Origin of the sequence: Planktothricoides sp. SR001 (assembly GCF_001276715.1) — a bacterium.
GTDB lineage: Bacteria > Cyanobacteriota > Cyanobacteriia > Cyanobacteriales > Laspinemataceae > Planktothricoides > Planktothricoides raciborskii.
Genome location: NZ_LIUQ01000019.1, coordinates 24,441 through 36,377, shown reverse-complemented (window position 1 = coordinate 36,377; position 11,937 = coordinate 24,441). Strand labels below are relative to the sequence as shown.

The 11,937-nt window shown below is 46.3% G+C and carries 8 protein-coding genes and 3 pseudogenes; 8 read left to right on the top strand and 3 right to left on the bottom strand.

The window, feature by feature from the left end; translation table 11 throughout:
* Nucleotides 1–136: 136 nt before the first annotated feature.
* The 5 genes and pseudogenes from AM228_RS35245 to AM228_RS13160 all read left to right on the top strand — a co-directional run.
* Nucleotides 137–568, top strand: a pseudogene (locus tag AM228_RS35245) (GDP-mannose 4,6-dehydratase); the annotation flags it as partial.
* Between the two features lie 198 nt (nucleotides 569–766).
* A pseudogene (locus AM228_RS35240) lies at nucleotides 767–1,420 on the top strand (LAGLIDADG family homing endonuclease); the annotation flags it as partial.
* 30 nt (nucleotides 1,421–1,450) lie between these two features.
* Nucleotides 1,451–2,065: pseudogene (locus AM228_RS35235) on the top strand (GDP-mannose 4,6-dehydratase); the annotation flags it as partial.
* A gap of 284 nt (nucleotides 2,066–2,349) precedes the next feature.
* The gene (locus AM228_RS13165) at nucleotides 2,350–3,729 is read left to right on the top strand and encodes a UDP-glucose/GDP-mannose dehydrogenase family protein (protein WP_054466571.1); all 1,380 of its coding nucleotides are present in this window, start codon (nucleotides 2,350–2,352) and stop codon (nucleotides 3,727–3,729) included.
* A 614-nt stretch (nucleotides 3,730–4,343) separates the two neighbouring features.
* On the top strand, nucleotides 4,344–6,491 hold the full coding sequence (locus AM228_RS13160) for a hypothetical protein (protein ID WP_054466570.1): 2,148 nt from the start codon (nucleotides 4,344–4,346) through the stop codon (nucleotides 6,489–6,491).
* Between the two features lie 152 nt (nucleotides 6,492–6,643).
* Here the strand turns inward: AM228_RS13160 and AM228_RS13155 are convergent, their stop codons facing one another.
* Nucleotides 6,644–7,912, bottom strand: coding sequence for a hypothetical protein (locus AM228_RS13155; RefSeq protein WP_054466569.1), 1,269 nt, complete (start codon nucleotides 7,910–7,912; stop codon nucleotides 6,644–6,646).
* A gap of 158 nt (nucleotides 7,913–8,070) precedes the next feature.
* A complete protein-coding gene (locus tag AM228_RS13150) occupies nucleotides 8,071–8,745 on the bottom strand; it encodes a helix-turn-helix transcriptional regulator (RefSeq protein ID WP_054466568.1) in 675 nt (224 codons plus the stop codon).
* Between the two features lie 472 nt (nucleotides 8,746–9,217).
* Between AM228_RS13150 and AM228_RS13145 the strand changes: the two genes are divergently transcribed.
* Together AM228_RS13145 and AM228_RS13140 are read left to right on the top strand one after the other, a co-directional pair.
* Complete coding sequence (locus AM228_RS13145; protein WP_054466567.1) at nucleotides 9,218–9,415, top strand: hypothetical protein; 198 nt, start codon at nucleotides 9,218–9,220, stop codon at nucleotides 9,413–9,415.
* A gap of 257 nt (nucleotides 9,416–9,672) precedes the next feature.
* The gene (locus AM228_RS13140; RefSeq protein WP_054466566.1) at nucleotides 9,673–10,251 is read left to right on the top strand and encodes a hypothetical protein; all 579 of its coding nucleotides are present in this window, start codon (nucleotides 9,673–9,675) and stop codon (nucleotides 10,249–10,251) included.
* On the opposite strand, the gene thrC is transcribed toward AM228_RS13140, so the two are convergent.
* Nucleotides 10,214–11,347, bottom strand: a complete 1,134-nt coding sequence (gene thrC, locus AM228_RS13135; protein WP_072160763.1) for a threonine synthase — start codon at nucleotides 11,345–11,347, stop codon at nucleotides 10,214–10,216. The two genes, AM228_RS13140 and thrC, sit on opposite strands and share 38 nt — an antisense overlap.
* A gap of 285 nt (nucleotides 11,348–11,632) precedes the next feature.
* Here thrC and AM228_RS32520 point away from each other — a divergent pair, with 285 nt between their 5' ends.
* Nucleotides 11,633–11,851, top strand: coding sequence for a hypothetical protein (locus AM228_RS32520; protein ID WP_156331741.1), 219 nt, complete (start codon nucleotides 11,633–11,635; stop codon nucleotides 11,849–11,851).
* Nucleotides 11,852–11,937 lie beyond the last annotated feature (86 nt).

Here is an 11,937-nt window from a genome sequence, read left to right as displayed (position 1 = left end):
ACCAATCTCCCCCAACAGGGTTTGCTTAGATATTCTATCGCCTGTAATTGTTTTGTTAAATATAATCCTATGAATAACCCCCTGAGAATTGCTATCCTAGAGTCTGCTACATTCAGCAATTTAGGATCTGAAAAGCATGAGAATATTAGTCACGGGTGGGGCGGGGTTTATTGGTTCCCACTTGATCGACCGATTAATGGAGCAAGGACACGATGTTATTTGCCTAGATAACTTTTTTACCGGCAATAAGCGGAATATCCTCAAGTGGATGGATAATCCTTACTTTGAACTGATTCGCCATGATGTCACCGAACCGATTCGCCTGGAAGTAGATCAGATTTATCATCTCGCTTGTCCCGCTTCCCCAGTTCACTATCAATACAATCCCGTCAAAACGATTAAAACCAACGTAATCGGGACGATGCATATGCTGGGGTTAGCCAAGCGGATTAAGGCGCGATTTCTCCTAGCGTCTACCTCTGAGGTCTATGGCGACCCGGATGTGCATCCCCAGACCGAAGAGTATCGGGGCAATGTGAACTGTATTGGACCGAGATCATGTTACGACTCAAAAACCGAAATTTTAACAGAGGAAGGCTGGGTAGCTTTCCCGGATTTAAAACCGGGGGTTCGCGTAGCCACCCTAGATCCAAATAACCAAGTCGAATACCATATCCCGGACGAATATATCGAGCAGCCTTATATTGGCGAATTGCTACATTTTGCCAATGCCAAATTCGATTTTTGCGTCACCCCCAATCACTGGATGTACGTCCGTAGTAAAACCGGCGTTCTGAAGTTTGTCCGCGCTGATGAAGACAAACACTGGCATTCGTGGCGCGTGCTTACAGGTGGGGAGTTTGTCGGAGAAGAACCAGAATGGTTTGAGCTAGGTCAGCCTCCTCGAAATGCCAAAGTCAGCGTAGAACGCATTGCGATGGATGACTGGCTGGAATTCTTCGGTTACTACATTTCTGAAGGATGCGTCCATGTCCGCCAACGGGGGCGCGTCGTCAATGGATCCGACTACGATGTGGCTGACTACAACATCTTGATTGCTCAAGAAAACCCAGAAGGACGGGCAAAAATAGCGGCTTGTCTCAGTCGTCTGGGCTTCAAATTTTTCCAATCCGACGACCACCAGTTTAGAATTTGCAGCAAGCAACTGGCGGAAATTCTCTTGCCATTTGGCAAGTCAGGAGACAAATACATTCCGCGAGAACTGCTTCAGCTATCACCGCGACAGTCCTGGATTTTGCTAAAAGCGCTGATTCTCGGAGATGGCTCCCAAAGAGGCAATTGTTACACTTATTACACCAAGTCAAAGCAGCTTGCTGACGATGTGCAAGAGTTAGCGTTGCGTTGCGGATATGCGGCATCAGTAGTTTCCCACGCCGCAGGACGGGATATTTATCACGTTAATATTCGACCGGCTGTTGACGCTCACCTGGTTTCCCCCGACCGCGTTCGCTATGTGGGCAAAGTGTATTGCGTGAATGTCCGTAATCATGTGATCTGCGTGCGTCGCAACGGACGGGCTGCTTGGTGCGGTAACTGTTATGACGAAGGGAAGCGAGTCGCAGAAACCCTGGCTTTTGACTATCATCATCAAAATAATGTGGATATTCGGGTAGCGCGAATCTTCAACACTTATGGCCCTCGAATGTTGGAAAATGACGGACGAGTGGTGAGTAATTTCGTGGTGCAAGCTTTGCAGGGAATTCCTCTGACGGTGTATGGGGATGGTTCCCAAACCCGCAGTTTCTGCTATGTGTCGGATTTAGTCGAAGGACTGATTCGGTTGATGAATGGGGATTATATTGGGCCGGTGAATCTGGGAAATCCGGGCGAATATACTATTTTAGAGTTGGCCGAGAAGATTCAAAAGATGATTAATCCCGATGCCCAAATTGAGTTTAAGCCCCTGCCCCAAGACGATCCTCGTCAGCGCCAACCGGATATTACTAAGGCCAAGCATTACCTAGGGTGGCAGCCGACGGTGCCTTTGGATCAAGGGTTAGAGTTGATGATTCAAGATTTCCGCGATCGCCTTTCCTCGACTTAATTTAACAATTGCTTTTTACGGCATCCTGAGTCATATAATAGCGACCAGTAAAGATGGTTTCTGGCAAAAAGTCACGATCCCTTCGCGAAGCGTCCCGGAAGGAATCGCTCATCTTCGGGAACTGCCCGGGAAACACCCTTGAAAATCAATAATTCGAGGGCTTGAGAATCACAGAAATACAGGTGCATCGTTTTTTTCCACTTCATCAATCGTCAATAATCGGAAATCAGGCTTCTTTTCGCTTAAGAACCGCTCACTGATAATAAATGAGGAGTTACCCATATATGCGCGTTTGCGTCATTGGTACAGGATATGTTGGTTTAGTCACAGGTGTTTGCTTGGCTCATACAGGGCATCATGTGATCTGTGTGGATAACAACGAAGAAAAAGTCAAGATGATGAAATCTGGACTGTCCCCGATTTATGAACCGGGACTTTCAGAACTGATGCAGTCATCTACCAGTGCGGGAAGGCTGGAATTTACCAGTGATTTAGCCGCTGGGGTAAATCACGGAGAAATTTTATTTATTGCCGTGGGAACTCCACCCTTACCCACGGGAGAAAGCGATACTCGCTATGTGGAAGCGGTAGCCCGTGGGATTGGTAGTCACCTGCAAAAAGGCTACAAGGTGATTGTGAATAAATCCACGGTGCCGATTGGTTCTGGGGACTGGGTGCGGATGATTGTCCTCGATGGACTGGCCGAACGCGAAAAATCTGGCGCTAACGGGGATGAAATCGCCGCTAAATTGGGAATTGAATTTGATGTGGTGAGCAACCCCGAATTTTTGCGCGAAGGTTCAGCGATTTACGATACGTTTAATCCGGATCGAATTGTCCTCGGTGGCAATAGCCAGCGGGCGCTGAATCTGATGGAAGAACTTTATCAACCCCTAATTCAGCGGGAGTTTGGCGAAGATCCTTCGTTGCCTCCAGTGCCGGTGGTGAAAACAGACCTGAGTTCGGCGGAGATGATTAAATACGCGGCGAATTCCTTCCTGGCTACGAAGATTAGCTTTATTAATGAGATTGCCAATATTTGCGATCGCGTAGGCGCCGATGTGGTACAAGTCTCCAAAGGCATTGGCTTAGATTCTCGGATTGGCCCGAAATTCTTACAAGCGGGCATTGGTTGGGGTGGTTCCTGCTTCCCCAAAGATGTCTCGGCGATGATTCACACTGCTGACGACTATGGCTATGATGCCAAGCTACTCAAGTCCGCTGTGGAAGTCAACAAACACCAGCGAGTGATTGCGATCGAAAAACTTCAGCATGAACTGAAAATCCTCAAAGGCAAAACTGTTGGTTTGTTAGGCTTGACCTTTAAACCCGATACCGATGATATGCGCGATGCCCCCGCGTTGAATATTATTGAACAACTCAACCGCTTAGGGGCAAAAGTCAAAGCTTATGACCCAATTGTCTCTCAAAGTGGGATTGGTCAAGGACTTTCTGGGGTACTTGTGGAAACCAACGCCGAACAACTGGCTTTTGGCTGTGATGCCCTAGTTTTAATTACTGACTGGAACCAGTTCCGGCATTTAGACTATGGGTCGATGGCTAAATCGATGAATAATCCGGTGATGATTGATGGCCGGAACTTCCTCGATCGCAAGGCCATTGAAGCCGCCGGTTTCCGTTATGTCGGTATTGGTCGATCATAACTTTTCTATCCTAGTTGTGCGTATAGTTGTGAGTACATTTCATCCTAACCTAGAAATATCCAACTAAGAAAAAATGCGGTTAATTCATGTAATTTAATATGCATAAATTAACCGCATTTTTATGCTACAATGTTTTCAGAATGATTTGTATGTTCAAAAAGCCATAGGACTTACGGCATAGGAATTACGACATATCGAACAATTAATTTATAGGGGTTATTTATCAAGTATTTGTTAAGTTTATTTTAAAAAAATAAATATGTTTGAGTTAATAAAAAAAAACCATTCAATTATTTAAATTGAATTTAATTAAACAGGCAAAAATTAACGGGTAAATATTGACTTAACTTTACCTGGAAACATAAGCAAAATCACCAATCATGTCAAAAATTAACAATTAACAATTAACAATTAACAATTAATAATTAACACTCGATTTTAGAACCAACGAACTTGTCAAAGCCTATAGGATCGGGCGATCGCTCTCGCGGCGCGGATGCGCTTTCGCCCCAGAAAAGAATCCGGTGGCAGACGCAATCAGGCAAAACTAGGTTACACTGGCTTCAGGAAAATTTTGATCACCTGTCAGGCAGACACTATCTCCACGGCAAGCAATGGATTACTGGGAATTTCTCATACAAAAAGAGGGCGATCGCTCCTGGCTACCTCTAGAAACCGCTGATGTGGAAATTTTAGAAGGTAGATATCGGCTGGTTGCGCGATCGAGTCGGCACAACGTGCCCGTAGAAATTAGGATTACCCATCAAACTCCCCCGGAAGAATTCCCGCCAAAACGTCGAGTCCAAAAACGAACCAATCGCACCAGTCCCGAAGGATTAATGGTGGTCATTCCATTTATGCGCTTCAAACCGGGCATTTGGGAACTGCGCTGTGTCGGTGACGTAAACCCCGATGGCCAGGAAGAAACCTGGCAAGAATCCGTGCGTTTACAGGTCTTACCCATTGATGAAGATGCAGAACTGGACGTTCGCGGAGCGGTGCGGAAGCACTTAGATTTAGAACCAACACAGCCCCCCACCTTCTTATCTGAACCGGCTCCCACCCAGGGGACAAATCAAACTATCCATCAGCCAGAAACAGCCCCAAGCAGCAACGGTGAAGACTCATCCTTTGATTCCACTGCCGATCCAGAACCCAGCCCATCATCTGGGAAACCTCCCGCGCCCCAAGTTCAAAATTTTTTGGCAGCCCCAGGAGTCAAATTGACCCTAGCGCGTCAGTCCTATATCGTCAATTGCGGCGAACGGTTTACCCTCTCTGGTCGAATTGAGGCCGATACCACCGAGCAAGGCGAGTTTGTGGTTACAGGTCAACTGCACATTGGTTTACGCAATCCGGAAACCGGCAAATGGTTAGCCGAAGTACAGCAACCCTTATTTGCCCAAAAGCTACCAGTACCCTTTTCCTGTGACGTGGATATTCCCTTAAAGTGCAACACCAGTTTACTTTTAGGAGAAGTCAACCTCTATGCACCCGCAGAATCAAATCAACAGGATGCCCCTGTGTCCTTAGCCAGTGCATCGTTTTCCATTACAGCCGATGTCAATCAGTTGATGGAAGAAATTTCTGATAATTTAATCGAGGAAGAACTCTTAGACTTATCCAGAGAATCGACCATTAAACATAATTTAACGAGGATTGATGAAGCTTTTTTAAATATCGTAGAAACCCTGAAAAATCCTGAACCCATATCATTTCAACGGGTGAAAAAACCGGCAATTCCCCCCAAAATAGACCTACCATTGCCGCCGGATCAACCTTCACCATTTAAATCGATTGAATTTCCGGTGTTTGCTCGTCAACCACAGTTTCCGGTGAAAAATCAGAATCCTCCAGAGGATCCGGCTCAGTCTCCTGACCCAGAACCGGAGCCGGAATTGCCCGCAGAGAAAACTGCCGAGGCGACCAATGTGATTGACTTTACGAAAAAAATTCAGCAAAAAGCCAAACAAAAAGATCAATCTCTTGAGTCTTTTTCGTCAGATAGTCTGACAATTTCCCCGGAACCTTCTACCCCAGAACCTCGCAAACCTTCTTTGTTAGAAACAGCTTTTCAAAAGCTAAATTTACAACAAAGATTTTTCTCTCGCCTCAATGCTTTGGCGAGTGATGATGAGTTATCTGAATGGTTAAAGAGTCATTTTTCTGAGCTAGAAAGTCCCCAAGCTGAGGAACATCCGGTGGCCGATCGAATGGGGGTGGAAAATCCGCCAGAAGAGGAGATCGACTCTGAAGTTGAAGAGGAGGAGATCGACTCTGAAGATCAAGAGATTGTGGTGGATGATGAACTGGAAACGGAAGTCACTAGCCAAACTCAGCTTTCCGTGGGCGACAAGAAAGCCAATCTGTCGAGTGTGGGATTACTTTTGCCCGAAGATGAACCCGTACCCAACCCACACCTGGAGTTGCCACCAGGGGAATTAATCGCCGGTCGTCCGGTAAAGTTGCTGGTGCTATTGCCAGAACTGGAACCCCGCATTTATGTGAAATTATGGCTGCATGACCGGCAAACTCGCACTCTGCTGGATGGCCCGCACTGGATTACGGATTTTTGGGCTACGGGAATGGGGGATATGGAGGCAACGATGCAGTTGCTGATTCCTTATGGGACAGTAGAAATTGAGCTTACGGCGATCGCGGTGGAAATGCAGACGGAACGAGAAAGCCATAAAGTCACATTATCTTGTCCCGTGGCCCCGCCAACTCCTCCGTCTTTACCATTGGATAATCCTCAGAATTAACCGTTCGCGGAGCGCTATCGCGGCGCGGATGCGCTTAGGATTACGGCAATTCCAAACAATATGGCGAGATTGCTACGCAACGCGCTCGCGATCGCTCCACATGGGCGATCGCTCTAAACAAATTTGCTCCCGGTAGATTTTAAAATATTGCTTTAGATCGCCCCATGCAACTGCAAAGTTTGGTGCAATTCCACTAACCGACGCCATTGGTCTTGTCTGAGCACTTCCCAATTATTGCCAAAACCGGATGCCTCGAGAACTCCGGTTTCGGGGTTAACAAAACTCATCACACGAGCTTCTAACACGGCATTAATTCCTTGATTACCCCTGGCGCGAGCCTTTTTTAAATTCTCCACATAGCTCATCCCCGCTGCCGGTGCTTGGTTCAACAAATCCGCACCCGCAACCAACTCCAGGGCGGAAAGCTTAACATTCTGCTCTTGAGCTTGACCCAGGATCGTTTCCACCTGCCTCTGCAATCGTCTAAGCTGACGCCAATCAGCCTGTCTCGGTGTAGGTGCTCCATGTTGGTAACTGAAAGTCCCCAAATTATTTGCGCCATTCCCCGGATCTGTATGACCCCAATAGCTTGAATTTAACTGACCGCTGGCCGTGACTGTTCCTTCGGCTGTCCCAATCGCCAGCACCCCAGGAGCATCAGGAGTCGCAAATAACTCAAACAGCACATTATTTTCCGACCAATCTGTCGGAATAATTTTATGGTAATTTGTTTCTGAAGTGGCTTGTGGCTGCGGCATCGGAGGCAGTTCCCGATATGGAACCACAACAGGTGTGGTTTGTGGCTGCGGCATCGGAGGCAGTTCCCGATAGGGAACCACAACCGGGCTGCTTGCTGGTTTCTGGCTATCCAGAGAATTAGTTTCTGGTTGAGAATCTGAAACTGTATGGGGTTTTTCCACCGACCCAGATGGATTTGGGGACTCAGACTGCGGAGATTTTAGCGGGGTAGATTTTGGGGCATCTTTTTCTGGTAGAGGGTTTTTACCCGGTGTTAATTCCGGGAGTTCTGGTTTGGATCTATCGGCAACCGGGGTTGTTGCTGATGGAACTGCGGATAACTTTTGTCCGGGGTTCGTTGAACTCGTGGCACTGTTTTTTCCCGCCGATATCTCTGCCGAGGATAATTCTTGTTTTTGCTCAACTTTTGGCTCGACAGAATTATTTTTTTCCGCCGCAATTTTCACTGATGGTTGAATAATTGCCGATTCGGTTTGAGATTTATCCGAACCACGAGCAGTGGTCAAACTACTGAATACTTTAGTTTTTTCAACATTAGGCTGGCTGGCAGTCTGCCCATGTCCATCGGCTGATAAAGTTGTCAACCCTTGAGCCGTAGCCACAAGGGTGACGATCGCGATCGCTGGAATTAGACCAAATTTAAGTATATGACTTTGACTCATTCGACTCAATTTAAATCTCCATTTCTTTTTTCTATATAAAAGCAATTAGCTATTACTTAAGATTTAGAAAAATACATTCCGAATCCTCTCATTATGACTACGGAGAAAAACCATAAGGTTTCCTCAACCGCCAATCCGGTATAGATAGTTAGGGCGAATTATTTTTTAATTGTTGATGGTTTTTCTGCTCCTGATGTTTCTGTTCCTGATTTTTTGGCGCCGGATGGTTCTGAGGCTGGTGTTTCGGCATCAGTCACCGGATTGATAAATTTTTGTGCCGAGGATTCTTGGGGTGATGGATTCGAGATCGCACTCAAAGCACTGACTGCGGCAATCAACAGGGCAATATAACTCAGGTATAAATGAAAACGGGTGAAGTAAAATCCCTGAAATGTCCAGAAATGGTTCCGTTGTGACACAGGGGCGATCGCCTCATCTGGAGGTAAAGAATCCGCCAGTTTAGCCCCATCGAAGCCCAGGTAATCGCCAATCCGCCGTACAAACCCTTGGACGTAGATTTTCTCCGGCAATCGCTTGAAGTCCCCTTTTTCCAAAGCTTGGATTGTATGCAATGGCACGAGGGTTTGGGCATGAAGCTGATAGACAGAAATTCCCTGGGCTGTGCGGATTTCCGCGAATTCTCGACCAATTTCACGGAGGCGATCTTCCCAGGTCATTGGTCCCCTGTGCCGAGGAATTTCCGTTTGACGATCATTGGTAGAATATACTTCAGTTTCCTCGGAGATGCTAGTTTGATTGACCGATGAGTCAACAAACGTTGTATCTGATAAGGAATTGGGTAATAAACTGAATCGGATATTTGCTTCTGACATAACTGGTCTATATATATTTTTAGATGACAGCGTTGCATGAAGTTATGTTAACTGTCAAGGGTGTAATCACTGATAACAAACAGCCAACTTTTTTCAGCAAACCTTGACAGACATCAACAGATTTGCACAGATTTGCGTGGCTGGACTTAAGGTTCTTCAGGATCGCAAATCGTCAGAGATTGGAACGACCTCCAAGATTTAGTCATTTTTTTTGCTTGATTGTTGATCAGAAATTAGTTATTACGAATTAGTTATTGGTTGTTTCGCTCCCATAACCACGAATCCATAACCAATCAAAGCGGATATATCGAATTTGCATCTCGATCGCCCACCGACGGCTGAGTCGCATCCCTGATTCATGCTCTATTGAAATATAACACTCTGGTTATCTTCATTATGCAACTGATTTGTATGCAAAAATCATAAAATATTCTGAAATTTATCTTGACTCTAAAACCGACTATTTTGCCTTATGACTCAATTTAACAAGTCTGAAACTTTCATTTGGTTTTGCTGGTTTGGTTGTTTACTGCTGATTACCCTGTTTGTTTGGGTGCTTCGGGGGTTACAAATTCTGCCTTTCCTCTCATCAGGGGTGATTTGGGTGTTGTTGCTGTTATCAATGGGTCTGGGAGCGATCGCTCTTTTTTCGGCCACCAAACGCTATTAATATTTTTGGTTAATATTTTTTCCTGGGACTCATTCTTGGCTCTAAAATTGAGAAAATCATGGCACAAATAATGTGCATGATTGTTGATTGTTGATTGTTATTGGTTATTTGTTGATTGAAAAAATATTAATTATTAAATGTTGGCAATCAACAATCAACAATCAACAATCAACAATCAACCATTACTAATTTTCCATTCGTCTTTAAAGCGGTAAAATCTTTCTAAAAGCTCTTTAAACTCTTAAATTTCCCCGGTTATGAGTCAGGATATCGCCCAATGGTTAGCGGAAATTAAATCTTTACAACAACAAGTTGCTCAACTACAACAAGAGTATGAGGAGGCGCAATCGCGAATTGATCGCTGGAGAGAATTGTATAACCAAGAAGCGGAACAGCGGCGGAAAGAAACTAAGGTCTACCAAGACAGGATCGATACTTTACAATCAGAAATCCAATTGTTGAAACAGGGGGGAAAATCTCCAGAGGAGCGAGCAGCCACTGAGCGGCAGCTTTGGCAGGAGTTAAACCGTCTGGAAACTGACGAAATTAAACAGAAACTCTTGGAGGCGATCGCCCAAATCGACCAAGGCAAAGCAGAAGCGGAGCGACTGCGGGAAGCCCTCAGGCAAGAGCAAATCGCTCACGAGCAAACCCGCAAAAGTCTAACCACAGCCTTGGGTGATACGGTAGAACTGTTGACCCAAGCCACTGTTGCCGCAAAGAAGAAACGTCCAGAACCAACGCTCCCCGGATCTTCTGTTCCTGCCAGCGATCGGCCTGCCACTGCTTTGGAGTCGGTTAAAAGCCCATTGCTTCAGCTACCGCCTTTAGATTAGGTTCAATACCTTGTTTAAAGGAATTGTTATTGCTGTGCTTGATGGCGGTATCAGGATCTTTGAGTCCGTTGCCCGTCAGGACACAAACAATGGTCGCCCCTTGAGGCACTTGGTCTTTGACTTTGAGTAAGCCAGCCACCGATGCCGCCGATGCGGGTTCGCAAAAGACTCCTTCTTGGCAAGCCAAGAGGCGATAAGCTTCTAAAATTTCGGCGTCCGTGACGATGTTAAATTCACCTTTGCTTGATTGTTGCGCCGCCACAGCCTGTTGCCAACTGGCGGGGTTGCCAATCCGAATCGCCGTGGCGATGGTTTCTGGATGTGCTACGGGAGCCCCGTTGACAATGGGCGCTGCTCCTGCCGCTTGAAATCCCATCATTCGCGGGAGGCGATCGCTTTTCCCTAGTTGATGATATTGACAAAAACCCATCCAGTAGGCGGTGATGTTGCCTGCATTGCCCACGGGAATGCAAAGCCAGTCGGGAGCATCACCCAAAGCGTCCACCAATTCAAAAGCCCCTGTTTTCTGACCTTCCAGGCGATAGGGATTGACGGAATTAACCAGGGTGACTGGGTAATCATTGGCCATATCCCGCACAAATTGTAATGCTTGGTCAAAATTTCCTTTAATCGCGAGCACTTCAGCGCCATAAAGTAGAGCTTGGGCTAATTTTCCTAAAGCCACATAGCCATCGGGAATCACCACAAAAGCCCGCATTCCACCCCGTCGGGCGTAAGCGGCTGCGGCTGCGGAAGTATTGCCGGTACTGGCGCAGATGACTGCTTTGGCTCCGGCTTCTTTGGCTTTGGAAATGGCCATCGTCATGCCTCGGTCTTTGAAGCTGCCGGTGGGATTGAGGCCATCATATTTGACAAACACTTTTACTTGCTTGCCAATGATTTCGGCAATCGTTGGCACGGGAATCAGTGGGGTGTTGCCTTCTTTTAAGGTGACTACCGGCGTGTTTTCACTCACCGGCAGATACGGGCGATAGGCTTCAATTAAACCTGGCCATGCGGAATGCGCTGATGTGGCACCAGCGCCGGATTTAGAAGTAGATACGTTAGATTCAGTCGTAGATAAACTCAGGGTCACTGTAGTTCATGTTGGGGGTCGAATTCACATAGACTTGGATACAATCGAAGTCTATTTTTAGTGTACCGCGATCGCGGGCGTTCTCCCTTGGATCAGGCGTAAAAATTAGGATAAATTTTATAATTTACATTTTTGCAACATTTATTTTATATTTTTTTGCCCGGTTTCCCCTGAAGCCTGGGGCAAAGAATTTGGCAAAATGACAAATTTGTTGCACAATGTTTCGCGGATCGCTGTAGAATATTTAACTATTGTAAATAAGTAAAAATTACTATTAAAACGCAAATGTCTACCGTTGTCTTATCAAGCCGAGAAACTTCACCCACCGTTAGCACACCGCAGCATCGTCACGGTTCTGGTCATGGCGCAGAGGGCGATCGCCTCATTCACTTGATGAGATCCGTTTACCAAGCCGATCATCAGGTTAAGTTGCTGCATCTCCACGTCGAAGCCGACACTTTGTTGCACCAGCTACAAGCGGCTCTAAAGCAACGGCAAAATTGAATCATATTTTAAATGGGGAGCTTTCGGAGCTTTCGGGGCAGAGGTGCAGAGGGGCGGAGGGGATGAGGAGCTTCAGGAGCTTCAGG

Bases quoted from the DNA above. Each gene is read 5' to 3' on its own strand.
- AM228_RS13155 (WP_054466569.1), bottom strand. From the start codon at position 7,912: ATGAGTCAAAGTCATATACTTAAATTTGGTCTAATTCCAGCGATCGCG.
- AM228_RS13150 (WP_054466568.1), bottom strand. From the start codon at position 8,745: ATGTCAGAAGCAAATATCCGATTCAGTTTATTACCCAATTCCTTATCA.
- AM228_RS13140 (WP_054466566.1), top strand. From the start codon at position 9,673: ATGAGTCAGGATATCGCCCAATGGTTAGCGGAAATTAAATCTTTACAA.
- AM228_RS32520 (WP_156331741.1), top strand. From the start codon at position 11,633: ATGTCTACCGTTGTCTTATCAAGCCGAGAAACTTCACCCACCGTTAGC.
- AM228_RS13165 (WP_054466571.1), top strand. From the start codon at position 2,350: ATGCGCGTTTGCGTCATTGGTACAGGATATGTTGGTTTAGTCACAGGT.
- AM228_RS13145 (WP_054466567.1), top strand. From the start codon at position 9,218: ATGACTCAATTTAACAAGTCTGAAACTTTCATTTGGTTTTGCTGGTTT.
- AM228_RS13160 (WP_054466570.1), top strand. From the start codon at position 4,344: ATGGATTACTGGGAATTTCTCATACAAAAAGAGGGCGATCGCTCCTGG.